The 22,730-nt window shown below is 69.3% G+C and carries 26 protein-coding genes; 17 read left to right on the top strand and 9 right to left on the bottom strand.

What is annotated here, in order from left to right:
* The first annotated feature begins 10 nt into the window (after positions 1-10).
* Positions 11-703, top strand: coding sequence for a metallophosphoesterase (locus tag ACFQI8_RS05580; protein ID WP_390243291.1), 693 nt, complete (start codon positions 11-13; stop codon positions 701-703).
* Between the two features lie 51 nt (positions 704-754).
* On the opposite strand, the gene ACFQI8_RS05575 is transcribed toward ACFQI8_RS05580, so the two are convergent.
* Positions 755-2,035 (bottom strand): NAD(P)/FAD-dependent oxidoreductase, encoded by a 1,281-nt coding sequence (locus ACFQI8_RS05575; protein WP_390243290.1) that lies wholly within the window; start codon positions 2,033-2,035, stop codon positions 755-757.
* Between the two features lie 94 nt (positions 2,036-2,129).
* Between ACFQI8_RS05575 and ACFQI8_RS05570 the strand changes: the two genes are divergently transcribed.
* The 7 genes from ACFQI8_RS05570 (at position 2,130) to ACFQI8_RS05540 (ending at position 8,836) form a co-directional block, all read left to right on the top strand.
* On the top strand, positions 2,130-3,299 hold the full coding sequence (locus ACFQI8_RS05570; RefSeq protein ID WP_390243288.1) for a threonine synthase: 1,170 nt from the start codon (positions 2,130-2,132) through the stop codon (positions 3,297-3,299).
* 86 nt (positions 3,300-3,385) lie between these two features.
* Positions 3,386-4,081 (top strand): metal-dependent transcriptional regulator, encoded by a 696-nt coding sequence (locus tag ACFQI8_RS05565; protein WP_390243287.1) that lies wholly within the window; start codon positions 3,386-3,388, stop codon positions 4,079-4,081.
* Positions 4,078-4,779 carry a TMEM165/GDT1 family protein gene (locus tag ACFQI8_RS05560; protein ID WP_390243286.1) on the top strand — a complete coding sequence of 234 codons (702 nt, stop codon included), beginning with the start codon at positions 4,078-4,080 and terminating at the stop codon, positions 4,777-4,779. Before ACFQI8_RS05565 ends, ACFQI8_RS05560 begins: the two co-directional genes overlap by 4 nt.
* Positions 4,780-4,938: 159 nt before the next feature.
* Positions 4,939-5,586: a LysE family translocator gene (locus ACFQI8_RS05555; protein ID WP_390243749.1), complete on the top strand. Its 648-nt coding sequence runs from the start codon at positions 4,939-4,941 to the stop codon at positions 5,584-5,586.
* A gap of 133 nt (positions 5,587-5,719) precedes the next feature.
* Positions 5,720-6,766, top strand: coding sequence for an NAD(P)-dependent glycerol-1-phosphate dehydrogenase (locus tag ACFQI8_RS05550; protein ID WP_390243284.1), 1,047 nt, complete (start codon positions 5,720-5,722; stop codon positions 6,764-6,766).
* 270 nt (positions 6,767-7,036) lie between these two features.
* Positions 7,037-7,678 carry a DUF420 domain-containing protein gene (locus ACFQI8_RS05545; RefSeq protein WP_390243283.1) on the top strand — a complete coding sequence of 214 codons (642 nt, stop codon included), beginning with the start codon at positions 7,037-7,039 and terminating at the stop codon, positions 7,676-7,678.
* A 99-nt stretch (positions 7,679-7,777) separates the two neighbouring features.
* Entirely contained in the window at positions 7,778-8,836 is a 1,059-nt protein-coding gene (locus ACFQI8_RS05540) for a glycosyltransferase family 4 protein (RefSeq protein ID WP_390243282.1), read from the top strand.
* Between the two features lie 105 nt (positions 8,837-8,941).
* Here the strand turns inward: ACFQI8_RS05540 and ACFQI8_RS05535 are convergent, their stop codons facing one another.
* A complete protein-coding gene (locus ACFQI8_RS05535; protein ID WP_390243281.1) occupies positions 8,942-9,568 on the bottom strand; it encodes a halocyanin domain-containing protein in 627 nt (208 codons plus the stop codon).
* Between the two features lie 156 nt (positions 9,569-9,724).
* Positions 9,725-10,771 (bottom strand): M42 family metallopeptidase, encoded by a 1,047-nt coding sequence (locus tag ACFQI8_RS05530; protein WP_390243280.1) that lies wholly within the window; start codon positions 10,769-10,771, stop codon positions 9,725-9,727.
* Between the two features lie 151 nt (positions 10,772-10,922).
* Here ACFQI8_RS05530 and ACFQI8_RS05525 point away from each other — a divergent pair, with 151 nt between their 5' ends.
* From ACFQI8_RS05525 to ACFQI8_RS05495, 7 genes are all read left to right on the top strand, one after another.
* Positions 10,923-11,180, top strand: a complete 258-nt coding sequence (locus tag ACFQI8_RS05525; RefSeq protein ID WP_390243278.1) for an MTH865 family protein — start codon at positions 10,923-10,925, stop codon at positions 11,178-11,180.
* A gap of 13 nt (positions 11,181-11,193) precedes the next feature.
* On the top strand, positions 11,194-11,916 hold the full coding sequence (locus ACFQI8_RS05520) for a hypothetical protein (protein ID WP_390243277.1): 723 nt from the start codon (positions 11,194-11,196) through the stop codon (positions 11,914-11,916).
* A 39-nt stretch (positions 11,917-11,955) separates the two neighbouring features.
* The gene (locus tag ACFQI8_RS05515) at positions 11,956-13,782 is read left to right on the top strand and encodes a S9 family peptidase (protein WP_390243276.1); all 1,827 of its coding nucleotides are present in this window, start codon (positions 11,956-11,958) and stop codon (positions 13,780-13,782) included.
* Positions 13,783-13,839: 57 nt separating this feature from the next.
* Complete coding sequence (locus ACFQI8_RS05510; protein ID WP_390243275.1) at positions 13,840-14,259, top strand: cobalamin B12-binding domain-containing protein; 420 nt, start codon at positions 13,840-13,842, stop codon at positions 14,257-14,259.
* A gap of 2 nt (positions 14,260-14,261) precedes the next feature.
* Entirely contained in the window at positions 14,262-15,389 is a 1,128-nt protein-coding gene (gene meaB, locus ACFQI8_RS05505; RefSeq protein WP_390243274.1) for a methylmalonyl Co-A mutase-associated GTPase MeaB, read from the top strand.
* Between the two features lie 102 nt (positions 15,390-15,491).
* Positions 15,492-16,418, top strand: coding sequence for an alpha/beta fold hydrolase (locus ACFQI8_RS05500; protein ID WP_390243273.1), 927 nt, complete (start codon positions 15,492-15,494; stop codon positions 16,416-16,418).
* A 72-nt stretch (positions 16,419-16,490) separates the two neighbouring features.
* Positions 16,491-16,634 (top strand): hypothetical protein, encoded by a 144-nt coding sequence (locus ACFQI8_RS05495; RefSeq protein ID WP_390243271.1) that lies wholly within the window; start codon positions 16,491-16,493, stop codon positions 16,632-16,634.
* Between the two features lie 24 nt (positions 16,635-16,658).
* Here ACFQI8_RS05495 and ACFQI8_RS05490 read toward each other — a convergent pair whose 3' ends face one another.
* A complete protein-coding gene (locus ACFQI8_RS05490; protein ID WP_390243270.1) occupies positions 16,659-17,039 on the bottom strand; it encodes a Zn-ribbon domain-containing OB-fold protein in 381 nt (126 codons plus the stop codon).
* Positions 17,036-18,202 carry a thiolase domain-containing protein gene (locus ACFQI8_RS05485; protein ID WP_390243269.1) on the bottom strand — a complete coding sequence of 389 codons (1,167 nt, stop codon included), beginning with the start codon at positions 18,200-18,202 and terminating at the stop codon, positions 17,036-17,038. The genes ACFQI8_RS05490 and ACFQI8_RS05485 overlap by 4 nt, the downstream gene beginning before the upstream one ends.
* Positions 18,203-18,403: 201 nt before the next feature.
* On the opposite strand from ACFQI8_RS05485, the gene ACFQI8_RS05480 reads away from it, so the two are divergent.
* Positions 18,404-19,711 (top strand): M28 family peptidase, encoded by a 1,308-nt coding sequence (locus tag ACFQI8_RS05480; RefSeq protein WP_390243267.1) that lies wholly within the window; start codon positions 18,404-18,406, stop codon positions 19,709-19,711.
* 126 nt (positions 19,712-19,837) lie between these two features.
* Positions 19,838-20,563: an NAD(+)/NADH kinase gene (locus tag ACFQI8_RS05475; RefSeq protein ID WP_390243266.1), complete on the top strand. Its 726-nt coding sequence runs from the start codon at positions 19,838-19,840 to the stop codon at positions 20,561-20,563.
* A 111-nt stretch (positions 20,564-20,674) separates the two neighbouring features.
* On the opposite strand, the gene ACFQI8_RS05470 is transcribed toward ACFQI8_RS05475, so the two are convergent.
* The 4 genes from ACFQI8_RS05470 to ACFQI8_RS05455 all read right to left on the bottom strand — a co-directional run bounded on the left by ACFQI8_RS05470 (position 20,675) and on the right by ACFQI8_RS05455 (position 22,726).
* A complete protein-coding gene (locus ACFQI8_RS05470; protein ID WP_390243265.1) occupies positions 20,675-21,118 on the bottom strand; it encodes a DUF7313 family protein in 444 nt (147 codons plus the stop codon).
* A gap of 140 nt (positions 21,119-21,258) precedes the next feature.
* Complete coding sequence (locus ACFQI8_RS05465) at positions 21,259-21,540, bottom strand: DUF7314 family protein (RefSeq protein WP_390243264.1); 282 nt, start codon at positions 21,538-21,540, stop codon at positions 21,259-21,261.
* Positions 21,533-21,922, bottom strand: coding sequence for a DUF7315 family membrane protein (locus tag ACFQI8_RS05460; RefSeq protein WP_390243262.1), 390 nt, complete (start codon positions 21,920-21,922; stop codon positions 21,533-21,535). Before ACFQI8_RS05460 ends, ACFQI8_RS05465 begins: the two co-directional genes overlap by 8 nt.
* Before the next feature lie 39 nt (positions 21,923-21,961).
* The gene (locus tag ACFQI8_RS05455) at positions 21,962-22,726 is read right to left on the bottom strand and encodes a cytochrome b family protein (protein WP_390243261.1); all 765 of its coding nucleotides are present in this window, start codon (positions 22,724-22,726) and stop codon (positions 21,962-21,964) included.
* Positions 22,727-22,730 lie beyond the last annotated feature (4 nt).

Genomic DNA, 22,730 nt, shown 5'->3' with positions numbered 1-22,730 from the left:
CCACTCGGTCGTGACACGCGTCTCCGTCCGCGAGCGAGCCGTGTTCCTCCCCGACGCCGACGCGCTCGTCCTCGCGGACCTGCACGTCGGCCGGGCGGACGCCTCGGCGGTCGCGTTCCCGCTCGGCGAGGCAACCGACCTCGCGGAGCGCCTGCGAGCTTACTGCGTCGAGTTCGCCCCCCGCGAAGTCGTCTTCGCCGGCGACGTGCTCCACCGGTTCGACCGCGTCTCCGAGCGCCACGTCGCGGCCCTCGACACCCTCGCGGCGACCTGCGACGACGCCGGTTCCGACCCGGTGTTCGTCGCCGGCAACCACGACACGATGCTCGACGAGGTCCGGTCGGGCGACGTACACGACGAGTACCGCCTCGCCGACGGGACGCTCGTCTGTCACGGCCACCGCGACCCCGACCCCGACGCCGACCGGTACGTCGTCGGCCACGACCACCCGACGCTCGCCGTCGAGGGCCGGCGGCGGCCCTGCGTTCTCTACGGCCCCGACGCCTACCGCGGCGGCGACGTGCTGATGTTGCCGGCGTTCACCCGCCTCGCCGCGGGCGTCGAAGTAAACGAGATGCGGACGGCCGACTTCGACTCGCCGCTGGTGCGCGACGCGGGTCGGTTCCGGCCGCTCGTGCGAGACGAGGACGCCGGGGAGACCCTCACGTTCCCGCCGCTGGGGAAGCTTCGGCGGTTGCTCTGAGTAGCCGAGGCGGGCGGCGAGTCGAAAAACGTCGGTGAAGCGCGTCAGAGACTACGACGTGAGGTCGTCGCGGACGGCGTCGGCGGCCTCTTTTCCGCTCCGCATCGCGCCCTGAATCGACGACCACGCGGTGTAGTCGCCGGCGAGGTACGCGCGACCGGGGGCGTCGCGCGCGTCCGGGAGCGACTCGTGGACCCCCGGCGGTTGGGCGAACTGCGCGAAGGAGACGTAATCGGTGTGGAGCAGTTCGAGGTCGTCGAAGTAGCGCTCCGGGTACCACGCTTCGAGCGTCCGGCGGGTCTTTTCGAACAGCTCCTCCTCGGATTCGTCCTGCGCGGCCGCGCCGAGGAACGTCGCGTTCAGGAGTTCCGTGCCCGTCGGGGCGTACTCCGGCGCGACGGTCGACAGCGGGACGACCGTGTTGGGGTCGGGATTCGGCGCGTTGAGCATGATGCGCTTGCCCGCGTCGAGGCCGCTCCCGCTCGGGAGCGTGTAGTACTGGGTGACACAGCCGTGGGCCTCGGTCGGAACCGACCCGACGCCGGTCAGCCGGCGCGCCTCCTTGGGGTCGGTGGCGACGACGACCGCGTCGGCTTCGAGCGACTCGCGGCCCGTTGTGACGACCGCGCCGTCGCCGTCGGACTGGACCGACTCGACGCGCTCGCCGAGGCGGACGGTCGCGCCCTCGTCGCGGGCGGCGTCGGCGAGTTGCTCGGGAACCGCCTGCATGCCCGCCGCGGGGACCGCGGTGCTCCCCGTCGAGAGCATCTTGAACGTGTACTCGAACACCCGCTTCGACGACGAGAGCGAGCGGTCGAGCGTGATGCCGCCGTAGAAGGGGGCGACGAAGTGCTCGATGTAGTCCTCGGAGAAGCCCCAGTCGCGGAGGTACGACCGGATGCTCCGGTCCGCCGAGGTGAAGATGTCCGCCTCGTCGCGGGTACTCAGGTCCTGTCTGAGCGCCAGCGTCCGGAGCTTGTCGCTCGTCGTCACCTCGGGGTTGCGGACGGACTCGAACAGGCCGCCGATGTCGCGGAGGGGGTCCGAGAGCACCGCCCGCCTGCTCGGTCGGCAGATGGTCGCGCCGGGCGTGAACCGCCGGAGGTCGAGGGCGTCGAGGTCGAGCTCCCGCCGGACCGCGGGGTAGTCGGTGAGGAGGACCTGAAACCCGCGGTCGAGCGTGAAGCCGTCTTTCGTCCGGGTCCGGACCCGCCCGCCGACGTCGTCGCGCCGCTCCACGACGGTCACGTCGGCCCCGTCGGCGGCGAGGTGTCGTGCGGCGACGAGGCCCGCGAGGCCCGCGCCGACGACCGCGATGTGGCTATCGTCCATACCACGTCTCTCGGACGGGCGACACAAAGCCGCTACGGGTGGCGGCCATCGACCGACGGGAAGGGCTTAGTCCCTCCCCCCGTAAGCCCCGGCCATGCAGACGTCCGACAGCTTCTCCGGGCTGGTGTGCACGGAGACCGGCGACGAGTACGACGCGGCCGCGACCGGCGCGAGCGACGCCGGCGCGCCGCTTGACCCCACCTACGACCTCGACGCGGTCGAGTGGGACGCCGAGACGCTCGCCGAGCGCCCCTTCGACACGATGTGGCGCTACCGCGAACTGCTCCCCTTCGCGGAGCCGGTGACGGCCAACGAGGGCGCGACGCCGCTCGTCGCGGCCGACGCGCTCGGCGAGGAAGCCGGCGTCGGGTCGCTTCTCATCAAAGACGAGGGCCGCAACCCCACCGGGACGTTCCTCGACCGCGGCTTCTCGCTCGCCGTCACCGCCGCCCGCGAGGTCGACGCCGAGGTCGTCGCGCACGCCTCGCCCGGCAACGGCGCGCAGTCGGCGGCCTCCTACGCGGGCCTCGTGGACGCCCGCTCCTACGGCTTCGTCCCCTCGCGGACCCCGTTCCCGAACAAGGCCATGGTGAACGTCCACGGCGGCCAGATGAAGGTCGTCGGCGGGCGCTACCCCGACGCCGTCTCGGCGCTTCACGAACAGCTCAAGAGCGACTGGTACTCCCTGCAGGAGTTCGACAACCCCTTCCGCCACGACGGCGCGAAGACCATCGCCTACGAGGTCGCAGAGCGCCTCGACTGGTCGGTCCCCGACTGGGTCGTCGTCCCCGTCTCGACCGGCGAACTCGCCTACGGCGTCTACAAGGGCTTTGCCGACCTCGTCGAACTCGGACTGGTCGAGTCGGTCCCCAAACTCGTCGCCGCGCAGTCCGTCGGGTGCTCGCCCGTCGCCACCGCGTGGGAGGCCGACAGCGACGCCCACGAGGCGTGGAACCAGCCGGACACCATCGTCGGCGAACTGGAGATTCCGGACCCCGCCGGCGGGTCGCTCGCGCTCCGCGCCGTCCGCGAGTCCGGCGGCGCGGCCGTCGCCGTCAGCGACGACGACGCGCTCGAATCCGCCGTCACGGCCGCCCAGACCGTCGGCGTCGAAGTCGGTCCCGCGGGCGGCGTCGCGCTCGCCGGCGCGTGGGAACTCGCCGACGAGTTCGACGAGGACGACACGGTCGTCGTCGTCAACACCGAGTCCGGGACGAAGAACGCCGACATCCTCCGTAGCCACCTGATGGGACAGGGCGTCTGAGCCCCCGATTCAGCCGACTGGGTCCCCGCTCGAACTCACTCGTTGCCTCCATCAGACTTTTATTTTAGACGCATCTAATCCGTGGTATGTTGAGCGACGTGATGGAGGACTATCTGAAGGCAATCTACACGCTCCAGATGGAGCAGGGACCGCCGGTCTCGACCTCCGATATCGCGGAGTACCTCGGGAAGACACCGCCGACCGTGACGAGCATGGTCGGCAAGCTCGAAGACCGCGGACTGGTCGACCGCGAGAAGTACAAGGGCGTCGAGCTGACCACGGAGGGCGAGACCGTCGCGCTCGAAGTGCTTCGACACCACCGCCTCTTGGAGGCGTATCTCACCGAACACCTCGACTACTCGTGGAGCGAGGTCCACGACGAGGCCGACGCGCTCGAACACCACATCAGCGAGGAGTTCGAAAAGCGGGTCGCCGCCGCCCTCGGCGAGCCGGAGGTCGACCCCCACGGCGACCCCATCCCGAGCGCCGACCTCACGCCGCCGGACTCCTCGGGGCTGTCGGTGCTCTCGGACTGCGAGGTGGGCGACCTGCTCATCGTCACCCGCGTCAGCGACCGCGACCCCGCGGAGTTGGAGTACCTCTCCGAGGCGGGCGTCACGCCCGGCACGATTATCGAGGTGACCGACATCGCCCCCTTCGGGATGGTGACGGTCCGCGTCGGCGACGGCGGCCGCGAGCAGAGCCTCCCGGAATCGGTGGCCCGAACGATTCGCGTCCGACCGCCCGACGAGCCGAGTAGCGAGGAGGTGTCGCCGGCGTGACCGGCTGGTGGGAGATTCTCGTCGTCGCGCTCGTCACCCAGCTCGCGGTCCTGCCGGGCGAGAAGGTTCAGTTCATCATCGCGGGCCTCTCGACCCGGTTCGACCCGAAGGTCGTCGTCGCCGCCGCGGGCTCGGCGTTCGCCATCTGGACGGCGCTCGAAATCATGCTCGGGCAGGCGCTCAAAAACGCGCTCCCGCCGGTCGCGCTCGACGCCATCACCGCCGTCCTGTTCGCCACCTTCGCGGTGTTGCTCTACCGCTCCGCGCCCGACGCGTCCGCGGGGGGCGAGGCCGCGACCACCGACGGCGGGGTGTCCGGCTTCGACGACGCGCCGACGGTGTTCGGCCGCGAGCTATCGACGCAGGGGTTCGGCGGCTTCCTGCCCATCTTCGCCATGATGGCCGCGGGCGAGTTCGGCGACAAGACCCAACTCGTCACCATCGGACTGGCCGTGCAGTACGGCGCGACTTCGGCTATCTGGGCGGGGGAAATGCTCGCCATCATCCCGGTGAGCGTCGCCAACGCGTACTTCTTCCACCGGTTCTCCCACCGGTTCGACACACGCAAGGCGTACCTCGGCGCGGCCGCCCTGTTCGGCTTCTTCGCGTTCGACACCCTGCTCGCCATCGGAACCGGCTTCTCCGTCTGGGAGACGCTCGTCGGCACCGCCAGCGACGCCGTCCTCGCGCTGTTCTGACCGGCCACGGGTGCCCTCCCCTCCTCTCTTTTCCCGGTCGGCTAACCACCCGCGGGACGGTCTCACTCCCCCGCGCCGTCGCTTCCGCGCCACTTTTCACGGAATCGCGCCCAAGAGAGAGCCATGTCTACCCTCTTTCCATCCCTGGGTGCCGGGTTGGTGTTCGGTCTGGCGCTCGCCGCGCCGCCCGGCCCGATGAACGCCGTCATCGCCGAGGAGAGCGTCGTCCGCGGGTGGACCGCGGGCGCTCGCGCCGGCCTCGGTGCGATGAGCGCCGACGCGCTGTTTTTCGTCCTCGCGGCGCTCGGCCTCGTCGCGTTCGTCGAGCAGTTCCCGACGGTGCGGGCCGTCATGGTCGGTGCCGGCGGCGTCCTCATGCTCTACTTCGCCTACGGCGCGGCACAGGAGACCGGCACCACGTTCCGCGAGGCGGCCGACCCCGACGACGACAGCGCCGGCTTCACGAAGGCGTTCGTGCTCGCGCTGACGAACCCCTACCAGATTCTGTTCTGGCTCACCATCGGCGTCGGCCTCTTGGAGACCGGCACCGTGGACGTGCTCGCCCACACGCCGTATCTCGGGGCGTCGCTGTCGAACCTCCTCATCGTGGAGACGGGGAGCCCGGCGCTCATCCTCGGCTTCTTCGGCGGCATCGCGGTCTGGGTGACCGGCTTCCCCGCGGCGCTCGTCGCGGCCGAACAGCGCGTCGACTCCTTCGCGCCCGCCGTCGCCGCCGTCAGCGCCGTCGTCCTCGGCGGCTTCGGCGTCGTCTTCGTCTGGGACGCGGTGCGGGCGCTCGCGCTCTGACGCTCGGACGCGCGACTGCTCAGAATCGCGGCCGCTCTCTCGGCTCGCAGTCCCGCGATTCCCGTCGGGGGCCCGGCGCGCCTCCGTCTCCGAGACGAGAAACACTATGAACCGTGGTGGCCGATTTCCGCGTATGTTCGATAAATCGACGTGGATTAAGCTACCGAGGAACGTGCTTCAGGGCCACGGCGTGCTCGACGACCTCTCGGCCGCGGTCGACGAGCTGTACCTCTCTGGCGACCCGTTTCTCGTCACGAGCCCGTCGCCCGACCGCATCGCCGGTGACCGGGTCCGCGACCAGTTCGACGGCATCTCCTCTGTCTCCTTGGACCGCGCGAGCTTCGAGTCGGTCGAGCGCGTCGTCGACGCGGCCCGCGAGGCCGGCGCGGGCTATCTCATCGCCCTCGGCGGCGGCAAGCCCATCGACGTGGCGAAGATGGCCTCCGACCGCCTCGACTGCGGGTTCATCTCGGTCCCGACGGCCGCGAGCCACGACGGCATCGTCTCGGGGCGGTCGTCGATTCCCGAAGGCGACACCCGACACTCGGTCGCCGCCGACCCGCCGCTCGCGGTCGTCGCCGACACGGAACTGCTCGCGGAGGCCCCGTGGGAGCTCACGACCGCCGGCTGTGCCGACATCATCTCGAACTACACCGCGGTCAAAGACTGGGAGCTGGCCCACCGCCTGAAGAACGTCGAGTACTCCGAGTACGCGGGCGCGCTCTCGCAGATGACCGCCGAGATGCTCGTCGGGAGCGCGGACTCCATCAAACCGGGGCTCGAAGAGTCCGCGTGGATCGTGACGAAGGCGCTCGTCTCCTCGGGCGTCGCCATGTCCATCGCCGGCTCCTCGCGGCCCGCGTCGGGCGCGGAACACCTCTTTTCGCACCAGCTCGACCGCATCGCGCCCGGCCGCGCCCTCCACGGCCACCAGGTCGGCGTCGGCTCCATCATGACCGAGTACTTCCACAGCGGCGCGCGCGGCGAGTGGACCGACATCCGCGACGCCCTGTCGACGATGGGCGCGCCGACGACCGCCGACGAGCTCGGCATCGACGACGGGACGATTATCGAGGCGCTCACGACCGCCCACGAGATACGCGACCGCTACACGATTCTCGGCAACGGCGTGAGCGAGGAGGCGGCCATCGAGGCCGCGACCATCACCGGCGTCATCTGAGCCCACCGTTTTACGCCTCGGGTCGCGGGGCGACCACTCGGCGCAAAAACCTGGAGGCAAAAAGCCACGAGACTCGGCCTCCGGCCTCGCTCGTGGGACAGCACGTTCGTGTCACACGACGTGGTGCTCTGGGGACTCCGTGACACGGGGTTCCGACCGTAACAAGTCGACTTCGCACAGTCGCTGGATTGAGCCGAGTCTTGGTCGTACCACTCTCAAACGCCGTCCCGAACCCGAAGAGGCAAGACGGCTCCTTCCCAACCCCCGGCCATGGCAACTGCGAGCGCAGACAACCCCCTGAAGGAACACCCCGCGGCCGCGACCGCCGTCCTCTCGGTGGTCGGGTACGCCCTCGTCATCGGGACGTTCCTCGGCGTCGTCCCCGGGAGGGTCTTTCCCGACCTGTCGCTCCCACAGGTGAACCTCCTCTCGGACGCCATCGCCGTCGTGAACACGGTGAACGTCCTCGTCATCGCGGCGGGCTGGCGCTGGATTCGCCGCGACGAGGTCCGGAAGCACGCGGCCGCGATGGTCACGTCGTTCGGCCTCATCCTCGTCTTCCTCGTGATGTATCTCGCGAAAATCGGCGGCGGCGGCACCAAGGAGTTCGTCGGCCCCGCGTTCGCGTACTACCCGTATCTGGCGATGCTGGCGATTCACATCATCCTCTCTATCGTCTCGGTGCCGGTCGTCCTCTACGCGCTCATTCTCGGGATAACCCACTCCGAGCGCGAACTGCGGACCGAGACGCCCCACCGGAAGGTCGGCCGCATCGCGGCGGGCGCGTGGCTCGTCTCGCTCGCCCTCGGGGTCGTGACGTACCTGCTTCTCAACCACGTCTACGGCTGGGAGTACACGGTCACCGCCGTCGAGTCCGCGGGCGCGCTCCTCGCGCCCGCCGTCGGGTTCTGAAGCGCGTCGCCCCGGCGACCCCCGGGCGGCGCGTCGGCGTCCCCGCGTCGCGCCCTCGAAAACTGTGGATTTTTATTGCGCGGCGTAGTGGCGGCGAATATGCGAGTCGCGCTCGTCTCGATGTACACGACGCACCACGAGGAGACGGGAGCGACCAGACGGCTCCGACGGACGGCAGAGCTCCTCGCCGAGCGCGACCACGAGGTGACAGTGCTCTGTGCGAAGTGGTGGGACGGCGAGGTCGTCGAGTTCAAGCAGGACGGGGTGACCTACCACCGCGTGACCGACGCGCCCTCCGTCGGCGGCTTCGCCTCCCGCGTCCCCTTCGCCCTCCGCGAGGTCTCCCCCGACGTGATTCAAGTCGCGAGCTACCCGCCGTCGCACGTCACGGCGGTCAGGACCGCGGCGCGGTTCCTCCGGACGCCGGTCGTCGCCGACTGGTGGACCCGCGACGACCGCGGCGGCTCGCGGGCCTACCGGCGGGCGGCGAAGGCCCCGAACGCCGTCTTGGTCCCCTCGGAGATGGTCCGCACGCAGGTCCGCGAACTCGGCGCGGCGGTCGATTCGACCCATCTCGTCCCGGAACCGATTAGCATGGACCTCGTCAGGAGCGCCGACGCCGAGGAGCGCGCGGACGTGGTGTACGCCCGCGACCTCGACGAGTACGCGAACGTCGAGAGCTTCCTCCTCGCGCTCGCGGAGCTCCGCGACAAGGACTGGTCCGCCGCCGTCATCGGCGACGGCCCCGAGCGTTCGACGGCCGAACAGACCGCCCGCGACCTCCGCATCGACGACCGCGTCGAGTTCCTCGGCGAACTCCCCGCGAACGAGGCGGTGCCAATCATGAAGGGCGCGCACGTCTTCGCGCAGACCGCGACGGTCGAGCCGTTCGCGACGAACCTGCTGTGGGCGCTCGCCTGCGGCTGTGTGTCTATCGTCGAGTATCAGGCGCGGTCGTCGGCCCACGAACTCGTCGAGGGGCGCGAGCGCGGGTCGCTCGTCACGAGCCCCCAAGAGCTGGCGGACGAAATCGTCGCCGCCCGCAGGTTCGACCATGAGACGGTCGACGACGACTTCGCGGCCTACGACTTCCGGCGGGTCATCGAGCAGTACGTGTCCGTCTACGAGACCGAGCGCGACGACTACGGCTTCTTCTGAGTCGGCCGCCGCGCCGGCGGCTGTCGCGGCGGCGACCGAAACCGGGCGAGCGCGGCGAGCGCGGCCGCTCGGGACTGGTGAAAATCGAGAGGCGCGGCGAGCGCGTCAGTCCTGGACGTCGTAGTCGCCGCCGTACTTCATGAAGAAGTACGCGAGGCCGAGCGTCGCGACCATGGCGAACGTCGTGGCCACGCCGAGGGACTTCGCGCTGTCGGGGACCCGCGGGAGGTTCGACCCGCCGCCGCCGCCACCGGTGCTGACGGTCGGCACGTCGCCGCCGACGGCGACCGCGCCGAGCATGCCGAGTGCCTCGTGGGGCACGCAGTGGTACTTCGTGATGCCCGCGTCGCCCTCTTCGAAGGTGTACTCGTAGGTGCTTCCGGCCTCGGAGACGGCCGCGCCCGAGTCGAGCGACGCGCCCTCGCTCGCGACGACGTTGTGGCCGCCGCCCTCGCCGGTCCACTCCCACGTCACGGTCGTGCCGACGTCTATCCAGACGCCGGCGGGGGAGAACGCGAGGTTCCCGCCGTTACCTTCCGCGCCCACTTCGATGGTGACCTCGCTCTCGCCGCGGAGGTCTTCGTAGCCTCCGTCGACGCCGTCGATGTGGCCGCCGAAATCTGGTTCTTCCGTTTGCGCCGCGGCCGTTCCGGAAGTGGCGGCGACCGCCGCGCCGCCAGCGGCCGCCCCGAGGAACGCCCGCCGAGACATATCCACGTTGCCGTCGGTCATGTCCGCCGCTTGGTGTGGGCCTGTAGTGAATACTTTGGTTCTCGTCCGCCGGTCGAGGGTGTCGCGCCTCGATATAGGGGGGTATCCCCGCGATGTCGGCCGCGCCGCCGTCGGCGTCGGTCGCGTCCGCGCCGGGCGGTCACCGACGGGGGCCGCCTACAGCGTGTAGTCGAACTCGCCCGTCTCGCTCTCCAAGAACGCCGTCAGGAGGTCGATGTAGGCGACCACGTCGTCCTCGTGGACGCTCTCGGTGACGGTGTGGAGGTAGCGCGTCGGCATCGAAATCGCGCCGACGGGCTTCGCGCCGTAGCTGTTCTGGAAGCCGCCGGTGTCGGTGCCGCCCGCCGGGAGCAGTTCCATCTGGTGGGCGATGTCGTTGTCCTCGGCCACGCGCCGGAGACGGCGGTGGACCTTCGGGTTGGCGATGGCGCTGGAGTCCTTGAGTTTGATGCCCGCGCCCTCGCCGAGTTTCGTGACGTGGTCTGCGGGGTCGAAGCCGGGCACGTCGTTGGCGACGGTGGTGTCGAGGCCGAGCGCGAGGTCGGGGTCGAGGTCGACGCCGAGCGCCTGCGCGCCGCGGAGGCCGACTTCCTCTTGGACCGTCGCGGCGAAGTGAATCGTCACCTCGGGGTTCTCGACGCGCCGGGCGGCCGCCAGCATGGCGAACAGGCAGACGCGGTCGTCGATGGCCTTGCCCGTCACGTGGTTCCCCATGCGGACGGTCGTCTGTTCCATCGTCACGAGGTCGCCGACGGAGACGGTCTCCGCGACGGTCTCGGCGGGCAGGCCGAGGTCGACGTACACGTCCTCGACCTTCGGCTCCTTCTTCTTCTGTTCTTCAGTCAGCGTGTGCGGAGGAACCGAGCCGATGACGCCGGTGAGGTCCTCGTCTTCGGCGTGGACGGTCACGCGCTGGGCCTTCAGGACGCGGGGGTCCCAGCCGCCGAGGGCGTCGAGTTGCAGGAAGCCCTCGTCGTTGACGTGGCGGACCATGAAGCCGATTTCGTCCATGTGGGCGGCGACGGCGACCTCGTAGTCGCCTTCGCCCTCGATGGTGCCGACGACGTTGCCCATCGCGTCGACCCGGACGGAGTCGGTCGTCGCTTCGAGGTCCTCGCGGACGAGCGCGCGGATTCGGTCCTCGTAGCCGGGGACGCCGCTGGTCTCGGTGAGCTGTTTCAGGCGGTCGAAATCGAAGTCCATGCGAGTGCATGAATTGCCGGTGTAGATAAGTCCATCACTCCCGGGCGACCGTGCCGACACTCGACGGCCCGCCGCGCCGTCCCGTAAGAACTCTAAATATAGTCATTGTTTTTCCGGAACCCTTTTCCACTTCTCTCCGTAGGTACACCGTATGTCCGACACCGAATCTCAGCTCCGCGAGCAGTTCATGGACGCGTTCGAAAACGCGGATTTCCCCGTGAAAAACCAGATGTCGCTCGTCCCCGCGCTCCCGAACGGTCCGGGCACGAAGTTCAAGACGGACGACGTGACCGTCACGGCGATGGAGCTGGCCGCGAAGCTCGGCAAGCATCAGGACTTCCCGTACGAGGACGCCGAGAGCCTCGTCGACGACATCATCGCCGGTCTCAAGGAAGAAGGCGTCATCTGAGTTCGGTCGTCGCGTGACCGAGACCAAACGCGCGCTCTGGGACCGCTTCGTCGACCGCTTTGTCGACGCCGCGGACCCGATTTCACTTTTCGAGGCGGCCGCCGACGGGACTGTCGACACCATCGCGTACGGTCGCTCCGGCCGGCGGACGCTCCGCCGCGGCGAGCGCATGGAGCGCCGGCTCCGCGAGGCCGGCGGGCGCGTCGTCGCCGACTACGACCGCCGCGAGGGTCGCTACGAGGGGCTCGTCTACATGATGTACACCCTCGACGGCGACGAGGTCGTCCCCCGGTACCTCGGCAAGTGCGGGAAGTTCGGCGCGTCCGGCACCGACCTCAACAGCAACCTCAAGAACGTCGACACCAACGACGGCAAGCTCGCGCGCTGGGGCTACGGGAACTACTACCACTTCGGCGACCTCTCGTCGGCCGCCTTCCGCGACGACGGGCCGGGGAAGTACGACCGCTGGCTGGACGCACTGTTCGCTTCGACCGACCCGCCGCGGCTCCGCGAGCCGGTGTACTTCTGGGTCGAGCCGTGGGCGGTCGGCACCGAGGGACCGTACCCCGACACGCGGCCGTACCTCGAAGAACTGGAGTACCAACTCATCGGCATCGCCTTCGAACTGTATCCCGAGCGCCTGCTCAACACCGAGGGCGTGCCGACGAACCCGGCGGCCTACGCGAGGATGCGCGGGTGGACCGACCGCGAGGACACCCGACTTTCGGACTTCTGACACCCAAACCGATTTCTCGTCGCCGGCGCAATTCGGGGTATGCGAACGTACGACATCGAGCGCTACCTGAACATCAGGAGCGCCTACGGCGCGTCCTTTTCGGCGGACGGCGAGCGCCTGTCGTTCCTCATGGACACGACGGGAGTCCCACAGGTCTGGACGGTCGATTCGCCCGGCGCGTGGCCCGAACAGCGGACGTTCTACGAGGAGCGCGTCACCTTCGCCTCGTGGTCGCCCGAGCGCCCCGAAGCCGCCTTCGGCATGGACAGAGGCGGCAACGAGCGCGCGCAGTTGTTCCGGCTCGAACCCGACACCGGCGTCATCGAGAACCTGACCGAACACCCCGACGCCAAGCACCGCTGGGGCGGCTGGAGCCACGACGGCGAGCGGTTCGCGTTCACCTCGAACCGCCGCGACAACGCCGTCTTCGACGTGTACGTGCAGGCCCGCGACGGGACCGGCACCGACGCCGAACTCGTCCACGAGGGCGACGGCTGGCTCACGGTCGGCGGATGGTCGCCCGACGACTCGAAGCTCATCGTCCAGGAGGCGTACTCGAACTTCGACCAAGACGTGTCGGTGCTCGACCTCGCCACCGGCGAGCTGACCCACCTCACGCCGCATCAGGGGACGGTTCGCTTCCAGAGCCCCGAGTGGGGACCCGACGGCGAGAACGTCTACATGGTCACCGACCGCGGGAGCGACACGCTCGAACTCGTCCGCTACGAGCTCGCCTCCGGGGAGTTCACGACCGTCGAGACCGGCGGTGACCACGAACTGGAGGGCATCAGCATCGACCACGACTCGCGCCGGCTCGTCTACTCGCGGAACGTCGAGGGCTACACGGAACTGACCTTCGGCGAACTCACGACCTCCGACCGCATCGACGCGCTCCCCCAGCCCGACCTGCCGAACGGCGTCGCCGGCGGCGTCTCGTTCTCGCCGGACGGCGAGCGCGCCGCGGTCACCGTCACCGCCAGCGCCGACACCGCGAACGTCTACGTGGTCGAGTTGGCCACGGGCGACGCCGAGCGGTGGACGCTCGCGGCGACCGCGGGCATCCCCCGCGACACGTTCGTCCCGCCCGAACTCGTCCGCTACCCGACGTTCGACGGCCGCGACATCCCGGCGTTCTTCACGCTCCCCGAGGAGTCGCCCGAGGGCGAGACGCCCGTCATCGTGGACATCCACGGCGGACCCGAGTCCCAGCGCAGGCCGTCGTTCTCGGCGGTCAAGCAGTACTTCCTCTCGCGGGGGTACGCCTACTTCGAGCCGAACGTCCGCGGGTCGGCGGGCTACGGGAAGGCCTACGGCCACCTCGACGACGTGGAAAAGCGGATGGACTCCGTCGCGGACATCGAGGCCGCCGTCGAATGGCTCCACGACCACCCGGCGGTCGACCCCGACAAAGTCGTCGCCATGGGCGGCTCGTACGGCGGGTTCATGGTGCTCGCGGCGCTGACCGAGTACCCCGACCTGTGGGCCGCCGGCGTCGACATCGTCGGTATCGCCAACTTCGTGACGTTCCTCGAAAACACCGGCGACTGGCGGCGCGAACTCCGCGAGGCCGAGTACGGCTCGCTCGAAGCCGACCGCGAGTTCCTCGAATCTATCTCGCCTATCAACAACGTCGAGAAGATTCGCGCGCCGCTTTTCGTCCTCCACGGCGAGAACGACCCCCGGGTACCGGTCAGCGAGGCCCACCAGCTCGTCGAGGAGGCGAGAGAACACGCCCACGTCCGCGAACTCATCTTCGACGACGAGGGTCACGGCTTCTCGAAGCTGGAAAACCGCATCGAGGCGTACTCCCAGATAGCCGACTTCCTCGACGAGTACGTCCGGAACGCGCCCACCGCGGACGACTGAGCCGGACCTGCCTCATTTTCCGTTAGAGTCAAAGCACGGGACGTCGAATCCCCGTCTATGAGCGCGGACTCCGAACAGCGAACGATCCGGTGTCTCATCGCCAAGGTGGGACTGGACGGCCACGACCGCGGTGCACACGTCATCTCTCGCGCCTTCCGCGACGCGGGATTCGAAGTCATCTACTCCGGCCTGCATCGCGCCCCGGACGAGATTATTCAGGCGACGGTCCAAGAGGACGTGGACGTGCTGGGTATCTCCATCCTCTCCGGCGCGCACAACACGCTCGTCCCGAAGCTAATGGCGGGTCTCGAAGAGTACGGCGCGCTCGACGACACGCTCGTCATCGTCGGCGGCATCATCCCCGAAGAAGACCGACCGAGACTCCTCGACGAGGGCGTCGACGCCATCTTCGGCCCCGGCACGCCGATGCAGGAGACTATCGACTTCGTGAAGGAACACGCGCCCGAGCGAGCGTGACGATGAGTCGGGCGGTCGAATCCGACCTCGTCGAGCGACTCCTCGACGGCGAGCACCGGGCGCTCGCGCGCGCCATCACGAAAATCGAGTCGCAGTCGCCGGGCTATCGGGACATCGTCTCGGAACTTCACGCGCACACGGGCGACGCGTCCGTCGTCGGCATCACGGGCAGTCCGGGTGCCGGTAAGTCCACGCTCGTCGACAAGCTGGCGAAGCACTACCGCGACCACGGTGAGACGGTCGGCGTCATCGGCGTCGACCCCTCCTCGCCGTACACCGGCGGGGCCGTCCTCGGCGACCGCATCCGCATGGCCTCGAACGTCGGCGACATGGACGTGTTCTTCCGGTCGATGAGCGCCCGCGGCCAGCTCGGCGGCCTCTCGACGGCCACCGCGGACGCCGTGAAGGCGCTCGACGCCTTCGGGAAAGACCGCATCATCATCGAGACGGTCGGCGCGGGGCAAAACGAGGTGGACGTGGTGAAGACCGCGGACACGGTCGTCGTCCTCGTCCAACCCGGGAGCGGAGACGACGTACAGATGCTCAAGGCGGGCATCCTCGAAATCGGCGACGTGTTCGTCGTCAACAAGGCCGACATGGAGGGCGCGTCCCGCACCGTCGCCGAGCTACAGGAGATGATTCACCTCCGCGACGACCCGCGGGCGAACCTCGACACTGGCCACCACGGGACCGAGGCGCTCGACGACGCCGGGCACAGAGACGACGGCCACGGAGGCGGCCACGGCGGGCACGCCGATACCGAACCCGACGCGGACGCCGAGGACGACGCCTCCGACGCCGACGAACCGCTCGTCTGGACGCCGCAGGTTCTCGAGACCGTCGCCACGACCGGCGAGGGCATCGACGAGTTGGTCGAGACGCTGGACGACCACCGCGACTACCTCGACGCCTCTGGCGAGTTGGCCGAGAAGGCCCGCAAGCGCGCCGGCGAGGAGATACGACAGCTCCTCCGAAGCGACGTGAACCGGCTCCTCGAAGCCGAAATCGACCGACGCGGCGGGGTCGACGCGTTCGCCGAGGCCGTCGTCGAAAAGGAGACGGACCCCTACGCGGTCGCCGAGGACGTGCTCGAACCGCTCCGGGAGTGTCTGGACGACCGAGACGACTGACACCGAGGCGACTGCGGCGGCCGCGGTTCGGGCGGGACGCTCGCCGCCGACTACCCCGCCACGGGCGGGCGAATTAAGGCCACCGCGCACCATCAACGTGACATGAAACTCCGACGAGCCATCGGACTGGCCGCCGCCGGCGTCGGTCTCACCGCCGCGACCAACGCCGCTCTCTCGAACCGCGTGGGCCCTCTCGAACCGCCGCTCTCCGGAACCCACGGGACGTACCGCTGGCGCGGCATGGACGTGTCGTCCGTCGAGGCCGGAAACGAGGACGACCCGACGCTCGTTCTCCTCCACGGTATCAACGCCGCGGGGTCGTCCGGCGAGTTCCGCGAGGTGTTTTCGGCCCTCGCCGAGGACTACCACGTCGTCGCGCCCGACCTCCCCGGGTTCGGCCTGTCGGACCGCCCGGCGCTGTACTACTCGCCCGCGCTCTACGAGGACTTCGTCGGCGACTTCCTCGCCGAGTACGACGACCCCGCCGTCGTCGCCTCGTCGCTCACCGCGGCCTACGCCGTCGCCGCCGCGGCGCGGGACGACGTGTCGGTCTCGCGGTTCGTCCTCGTCTGCCCCACGGCGCGCGGCGGTCCCGACCCGAAAGAGTGGCTCCGCGAGCTCGTCCGCGCGCCGGTCGTCGGCGAGGCGCTTTTCAACGTCGTCGCCTCCCGCCCGTCGATTCGCTACTTCAACGCCGACCACGGCTACTACGACCCCGAGAAGGCGGGCGAGGAGTGGCAGGAGTACGAGTGGCGCACCGCCCATCAGGCGGGCGCACGCTTCGCGCCGGCGTCGTTCATCTCCGGCTACCTCAACACCGATATCGACCTCGCGGAGGCGCTGTCTGCCCTCGACGTGCCGACGACGCTCGTCTGGGGCCGCGAGAGCGACATCACGCCGCTGAAGCGGGGCCGCGACCTCGCGGACGCGGCGGACTGCAGGCTCGTCGTCTTCGACGACGCGATGTTGCTCCCGCACGTCGAGTTCCCGAACGCCTTCGTCGACACCGTCCGAAACGCTCTCGACTGAACGGGGCCGAAGCCGCGGCCGCGGCCACGAGTCGAACCGACCCCAACCCGAACAACCATCCGAACTGAACCGATGCTCGACTCCCTCTCGCTGTTCTCGCTGTTCCTGTACGGAGCCATCGCGCTCCTCGCGGCCGGCTTCTGGGGGTGGCTCCTCGGCTCGTACGTCTTCGGCTGGCGCTCGCCGCTGGAGGCCGTGGAGGCGCGCGATGACTGAGAACCGGCAACCGGCCGCGCGGCGCTACTCGCTCGCGGGCCGGAACACGAGCAACCGCTCGTCGGTGGTCGCGTTCGCGCCCGCGCCGACCGAGACGGTCGTGCCGAGGTCGACCTCGTCGGCGGGGAGGTCGCGGACGACGCCCGTGAGTTTGACGGGGCCGAACGACGCGATGGCCGTCACGTAGGGCGCTTCGTCGGCGAAGTCCGGCGCGGGGACGTGGACCTCGGTGAAGGTGCGTATCTCGCCCGTCTCCGGGAGCGACTCCTCGGTCAACTCGGCCGCGCCGCAGTGCGGACAGGACCGCCGCGGCGGAAGCGAGCCGTGGCCGTCGGGACACGCGAGGTAGTAGCCCTCGCCGTCCGCGATTGCGGCTAACCACTCGTCGTAGCCGGTGTCGGTCATCGGTCCACCTCCAGGACGTGGACGACCGCGCTGGCGACGGTCCCCCCCGCGTTGTGGGTGACGCCGACCCGAGCGTCGGGGACGGCGTCGCTGTTGCCGTGGTCGCCGCGGAGGAGCTTCGTCATCTCGACGACTTGGGCGGTTCCCGTCGCGCCGACGGGGTGGCCCTTCGCCTTGAGGCCGCCCGAGAGGTTCACCGGGAGGTCGCCGTCGCGGGTCGTCTCGCCGCGGGCGGCCGCGCCGACTCCCTCGCCGTGGTCGTAGAGGCCGAGCGATTCGAGCGCGAGCACCTCGGCGATGGTGAAGCAGTCGTGGACCTCGGCCACGTCCACGTCGTCGGGGCCGATACCGGCGTCCGCGTAGGCCGCGTCGGCGGCTTTGGTCGCGGCGGGCGTCCGCGCGAGGTGGGGCCGGTCTTGGAGCGCCGCCTTGTCGCCGCCCTGTCCCGACCCGGTGACGGAGACGGGCGCGTCGAGGCCGTGTCGCTCGGCGTAGTCGTCGCTGACGAGGACGACCGCGCTCGCGCCGTCGGTGATGGGACAGGCGTCGTAGAGCGAAAGCGGGTCGGCGACGATGGGGCTTTCGAGCGCGTCGTCGACCGTGATTTCGCGGTGGAACTGCGCGTAGTCGTTCTGCATCGCGTTGGCGTGGTTCTTCACCGCGACGTGCGCGAGGTCCTCGCTGTCGCCGCCGAAGGCGTCGAAGTACGCGCGGGCCATGAGCGCGTACGCGCCGGGGAACGTGACGCCCGCGCGGACCTCGAACAGCTCGTCCGCGGCGATGGCGAGCGACTGCGTCACCTCCGCGGTGCCGAGGTTGTTCATGCGCTCCATGCCGCCGGCGAGGACCACGTCGGCCGCGCCGCTCCGAATCGTCGCGACGGCCTGCCGGAAGGCGACGCCCGCGGAGGCGCAGGCCTGCTCGTAGCGGGTCGCGGGGCAGTCGAGGCCGGCGGCCTCGGCCATGACTGGCCCCTGATGGCCCTGTTTCTCGGCGAGTTCCCCCATGAAGTTGCCGTAGAAGATTTCCTCGTAGTCGTCGCGGGAGACGCCGGCGTCCTCGCGGGCGGCGAGGGCGGCCTCCGCGAACAGGTCGCGGCCGGTTCGCTCGGGGTGACTGCCGAACTTCGTCAGTCCGACCCCGGCGATTCGCACGTCGGTCATGGATGAACGTACGTGATAGATGGTCCTTGAACCTGCCGCTCCCCCGCGGAGCGGATCGCGGTTCGGCACTCGCTCCCCCGCGCTCGCGGCCGCGACGCGACGTGCCGCGATTCCCGTCGAAGTCGGTCGGTTTTCGGCCTCGGCTGACGCTCGTTTTCGACCCATCGCAACGGTTACCACGGCCCCGCGAGACGGTCCATTATGAGTGACTGGATAGGCGACACGTTCACCAGCGAGGTCGGCTGGAACCACTTAGAGCGACTCGTCGACATCGGCAACCGAATGACCGGTTCGCCCGGCGAGCGCGAGGCGATGGAGGCGACCCGAGACGCCCTCGACCGCGTCGGCGCGCGGAACGTCCGCATCGACCCCTTCGAGATTCAGGGCTGGGAGCGCGGCGACAGCGCCGTCTACGCCGCCGATACCACGCAGGACTGCATCGCGCTCCCGCGCAGTCCCGCCGGCACCGCGAGCGGCGAACTGGTCGACCTCGGCTACGGCCTGCCCGAGGAGTTCGACCGCGACCTCTCGGGGAAGGTCGTCGTCGTCTCCACGACGGTCCCCGACCACTACGACCGCTTCATCCACCGCCGCGAGAAGTACTACTACGCCGTCGAGGCCGGCGCGGCCGGGTTCGTCTTCGCCAACCACGTCCCCGGCCAACTCCCGCCCACGGGGAGCGTCGGCACCGCCGACGCGCCCATCGGCGACATCCCCGCGGTCGGCGTGAGCAAGGAGGTCGGCGCGCGCCTCCGCCGCCGGTTCGACGGCGACGAGGTGACCGTCGACGTGACCTGCGAGGCGCCCGCGGCCGAAAGCGGGAACGTCCACGCCGAACTCGGCCCCGATACCGACGAGGAGGTGCTCGTCACGAGCCACCTCGACGCCCACGACATCGCCGAGGGCGCGATGGACAACGGCGCGGGCACCGCGATGGTGGTCGAAGTCGCCCGCGCGCTCGCCGCCCGCGAGGACGAACTCGACACGCGCGTCCGGTTCGTCTGCTTCGGCGCGGAGGAGGTCGGCCTCGTCGGCTCCGAGTACGAAGCCGACCGTCTCGGCGACGCCCGAAGCGACGTGAAGGCCATCGTCAACAACGACGGCGTCGTCGCCGGGCGGACGCTCAAGCTCACGACCCACGGCTTCGATGAGCTCGAAGCCGCCGCCGACACCGTCGCCGAGCGGTTCGACCACGACGTCTCGACGCTCCCCGAACAGCTCCCCCACAGCGACCACTGGCCATTCGTCGCCCACGGCGTCCCGGCGTACATGGTCGGTAGCGAAAAGGAAGGCCGCGGCCGCGGCTGGGGTCACACCCACGCCGACACCATCGAGAAACTGGAGTCGCGGACGCTCCGCGAGCAGGCGATTCTCCTGACCGAACTGACCGTCGAACTCGCCGACGCCGACCGCGAGATACCCCACGCCGACCCCGCGGACATCGCGGCGGCGCTCGAAGCCGAAGACCAGGCCAAGGGGATGAAGGTCACCGGCGACTGGCCGTTCTGAGGCGTCGGCGACGCGGACGGTCCGCGGCATCCCCGCTTCCCACCGCCGGACCGAACCACGAGGGCTTTTATTCGCGGCGGCGTAGCACAGGACGATGCTACGGGGGCTCGCCGCGGGTGGACGACGATGAGATTCGGTATCGTCGGTGACGACTCGGTCGCCACCGCCGTCAGAGCGGCCGATGCGTCGGTCGAACCGGAGCCGGCCGACGCGGACGCCGTCGTCGCCGTCGGCGAATCGGCGCTCTCGGCGGTCGCGCTCGGCTCCGAGTGGTCGTGTCCGGTCGTTCCCGTCGACTGCGCCGCGCCGTGGTCGCCCCAGCGGGACGAACTGGAGCCGCGACTGTCCACGTTCGTCGCCGGCGGCGGCCGCGTCGTCGACCATCCGACGCTCTCGGTCGGCGGGGACTCGTCGGCTCGCGCGCTCTTCGACGCGATGCTCGTCACGAGCGAACCGGCGCACATCTCCGAGTACGGCGTCGCCCACGCGGAGAGGGCAGTCCCCTTCTCAGCAGACCCGACCGACGAGTCGCGCGCGGCGACGCGCTGGACGCCCGTCGACGAGTTCCGCGCCGACGGCGTCGTCGTCGCCACCCCGCTCGGGAGTTCCGGCTACGCGCGCGCCGCTGGCGGGGCAGTCGTCGGTCCGGCCGCCGGACTCGCCGTCGTACCCGTCTCGCCCTACGCGACGCAGACGAACTCGTGGGTCCTCCAGCCCCCGATTAGACTGTCGGTCGAACGCGACGACGCCCGCGTCTCGCTCGTCGCCGACGACGAGGTCGTCCGGGAGATACGTCCGTTCGAGTCAGTGGTCGTCGACCGCGACGGGAGCGTCCCGCTTCTCGTCGAGTGAGCGCCGCAACCGCCGGCGTCACCGCCGAGCGGCGAGGCTCGACGCGCCGAAAATACGTGTTCCTCGCGAGCGATGCGAGCGCGGTGACGCGGAGAAGAGCGCGTCGCGTGCTTAGATGATGAGGTTCCAGTAGTCCGAGACGAGGAAAAAGAGGCTCTGGAACGCGGCGTACAGGAGCACGAGCGTCGCGGCGACGAGCGACCCGTTCGGGCGTTCGAGCGGCTTGTCCGTCCGGGCCTCGACTTGGCGCGCTTCGAACTCGAAGAAGTCGGTGACGAACATCCCGACGACCAGCACGCTCAGCACCATGCCGCCGTGCGGCTCGACGAGCAGATAGAGGAACGAGGCCAGCACGAGCCCGCCCGACGTGAGCGAGTGCGGGAGGTACCGGGAGATAGCCTCCGCACCACCCTCCTCGGCCTGCCGGACGTGCGACCGATGCGCGAGAAAGCGCGTCGCGAAGTTCGCGAGCACGAGCACGAGCGCCACGTGCGGGACGATGGGTTCGACCGCCGCCAACTGGTCGAGCGGGACGAGGAACTGTAGTGGGTGCATACAGGACCGTCGGAGCGAGAGTCATTAGAGTTTTTCCAATCCGACGCGGCGGGCCGCCCCGAGCGCGACCGCTATTCTGAGGGACTTTTCCGCGGCACGAGTCGAAATGAGAGGAGAACTGACCGCGCCGCCCGGTCGGCTTACTGCGCGTTGCGGCGCTCTTCGAGCGCGGACATGATCTGGTGGCCCGCGGGGATGAGCACCCAGAAAGTGAGTGCGCCGAGGAGTGCGAACCAGAGGAACACGTCCATCAGGGTGACGGCGATGATGTTGAACAGTCCCTCGGTCGCGCCGGACGACAGCGGCTCGATGAGCTGTTTACTGCTCTCGAAACTGCTCGTCCGATACCACGACGCGAGCACCAGCCACGCGAGCCCGGACCCGGTCAGGATACCCAGTCCCTTGATGAATTCGTCAGCCATTGTTCGAATCTTCGCCGGAGTCCTCTTGAGACTTTCCCATTCCTCGGGCGCGGAATCGAGTCCCGAGCGTGTAGACGACCGCGCCGAAGGCGATGATGCTCAGCCCGACCACCGCGAGCGCCGTGCTGAGTAGCCCGTCGGCGACGCCGATACCGAGTGCGCCGAGCGCGCCGGCGACGACCGCGCGGAGGGCGCTCACTTGGAGCGTTGCGGCGTCGAGGAAGACGAAGCCGAGGACCACGCCCACGACGGCGATGAGCGTCGAAAAGACGGTAATCGTCTTGTAGAGCCGCATGGGGACGACGATGTCGCGCCGGCCGCGACGTCCGCCTCGCGCCCCGTCGCTCTCGCCGGTTCGACCGGTTGCGTCGCTGTCTGTCATCAGTGGCGCTAAGAAGGGACGGGTGGTAGTGGTTCCGCTCTATCTCGGCGGGCGAAGCCGGTAGTAGCGGCGGTTGAGGTTGTACATGTACCCCTCGCGCATCGTCTTCAGCACCGCGTAGGTGATGGTCCCGAAGACGAACGGGAGCAGGAACGTCAGGTCGAACAGCAGGTGGATGTTCATCGGCATGAGGTTCTTGATGGCCAGAAGCGAGATGGTCAGCGCGAACACCACGCCGAAGACGCCGACCGCAGACCAGAACGGCTGCTCGACGGGGCGTCGGGCCGAGCCCTTGTTCAGGAAGGGCACCATGGCGATGAAGCCGACGACGACGCCGTTCGCCAGCACGCCGTACGTTCGGTCTGCCACCAGCATCTGATCGCCCAGAATGGCGATTTCCGGGTTGAGGGGACCGAGTTTGAGCAGGCCGAACGACCAGTAGAGATACCAGTCGGGGAGGATGACCGCCGGCGTAGTCGACGGGTTCGCGGGGTTGCCGATGTGCGGCGGCATCGTCGCCGAGAGGAACAGAATCATCCCGACGAAGAACGACGCGATAGAGAGGTTGCGGACGGTCTCGTGGGGCCACGTGGGGAACGCGAGCACGTCGCGTTCGACGTAGTCGGACTCCGTGCGCAGGTCCTGGTCTTCGCGGCGTGCGCGCTCGAAGTACTCGTAGGTAAGCCGAGAGAGGCCGGTCTTGCGAGCCTTGCGCTCGCTCCACGTCGGCGTCTCGTCGTCCGGGGCCACGATGCCCGCGCCGTCGGATCGAATCTCCTCGTTTTCGGGTTCGTTGTCGCTCATAATT

The sequence above is a fragment of the Haloferax chudinovii genome (assembly GCF_042663345.1).
GTDB classification, from domain to species: Archaea; Halobacteriota; Halobacteria; order Halobacteriales; family Haloferacaceae; genus Haloferax; species Haloferax chudinovii.
Note: the sequence above shows the minus strand (reverse complement) of the source record. Positions and strands in the feature narration are given on the sequence as shown.

Bases quoted from the DNA above. Each gene is read 5' to 3' on its own strand.
- ACFQI8_RS05460 (WP_390243262.1), bottom strand. From the start codon at position 21,922: ATGACAGACAGCGACGCAACCGGTCGAACCGGCGAGAGCGACGGGGCG.
- ACFQI8_RS05545 (WP_390243283.1), top strand. From the start codon at position 7,037: ATGGCAACTGCGAGCGCAGACAACCCCCTGAAGGAACACCCCGCGGCC.
- ACFQI8_RS05570 (WP_390243288.1), top strand. From the start codon at position 2,130: ATGCAGACGTCCGACAGCTTCTCCGGGCTGGTGTGCACGGAGACCGGC.
- meaB (WP_390243274.1), top strand. From the start codon at position 14,262: ATGAGTCGGGCGGTCGAATCCGACCTCGTCGAGCGACTCCTCGACGGC.
- ACFQI8_RS05465 (WP_390243264.1), bottom strand. From the start codon at position 21,540: ATGGCTGACGAATTCATCAAGGGACTGGGTATCCTGACCGGGTCCGGG.
- ACFQI8_RS05470 (WP_390243265.1), bottom strand. From the start codon at position 21,118: ATGCACCCACTACAGTTCCTCGTCCCGCTCGACCAGTTGGCGGCGGTC.
- ACFQI8_RS05540 (WP_390243282.1), top strand. From the start codon at position 7,778: ATGCGAGTCGCGCTCGTCTCGATGTACACGACGCACCACGAGGAGACG.
- ACFQI8_RS05485 (WP_390243269.1), bottom strand. From the start codon at position 18,202: ATGACCGACGTGCGAATCGCCGGGGTCGGACTGACGAAGTTCGGCAGT.
- ACFQI8_RS05530 (WP_390243280.1), bottom strand. From the start codon at position 10,771: ATGGACTTCGATTTCGACCGCCTGAAACAGCTCACCGAGACCAGCGGC.
- ACFQI8_RS05490 (WP_390243270.1), bottom strand. From the start codon at position 17,039: ATGACCGACACCGGCTACGACGAGTGGTTAGCCGCAATCGCGGACGGC.
- ACFQI8_RS05475 (WP_390243266.1), top strand. From the start codon at position 19,838: ATGAGATTCGGTATCGTCGGTGACGACTCGGTCGCCACCGCCGTCAGA.
- ACFQI8_RS05565 (WP_390243287.1), top strand. From the start codon at position 3,386: ATGTTGAGCGACGTGATGGAGGACTATCTGAAGGCAATCTACACGCTC.
- ACFQI8_RS05575 (WP_390243290.1), bottom strand. From the start codon at position 2,035: ATGGACGATAGCCACATCGCGGTCGTCGGCGCGGGCCTCGCGGGCCTC.
- ACFQI8_RS05535 (WP_390243281.1), bottom strand. From the start codon at position 9,568: ATGACCGACGGCAACGTGGATATGTCTCGGCGGGCGTTCCTCGGGGCG.
- ACFQI8_RS05550 (WP_390243284.1), top strand. From the start codon at position 5,720: ATGTTCGATAAATCGACGTGGATTAAGCTACCGAGGAACGTGCTTCAG.
- ACFQI8_RS05510 (WP_390243275.1), top strand. From the start codon at position 13,840: ATGAGCGCGGACTCCGAACAGCGAACGATCCGGTGTCTCATCGCCAAG.
- ACFQI8_RS05515 (WP_390243276.1), top strand. From the start codon at position 11,956: ATGCGAACGTACGACATCGAGCGCTACCTGAACATCAGGAGCGCCTAC.
- ACFQI8_RS05525 (WP_390243278.1), top strand. From the start codon at position 10,923: ATGTCCGACACCGAATCTCAGCTCCGCGAGCAGTTCATGGACGCGTTC.
- ACFQI8_RS05480 (WP_390243267.1), top strand. From the start codon at position 18,404: ATGAGTGACTGGATAGGCGACACGTTCACCAGCGAGGTCGGCTGGAAC.
- ACFQI8_RS05500 (WP_390243273.1), top strand. From the start codon at position 15,492: ATGAAACTCCGACGAGCCATCGGACTGGCCGCCGCCGGCGTCGGTCTC.
- ACFQI8_RS05455 (WP_390243261.1), bottom strand. From the start codon at position 22,726: ATGAGCGACAACGAACCCGAAAACGAGGAGATTCGATCCGACGGCGCG.
- ACFQI8_RS05495 (WP_390243271.1), top strand. From the start codon at position 16,491: ATGCTCGACTCCCTCTCGCTGTTCTCGCTGTTCCTGTACGGAGCCATC.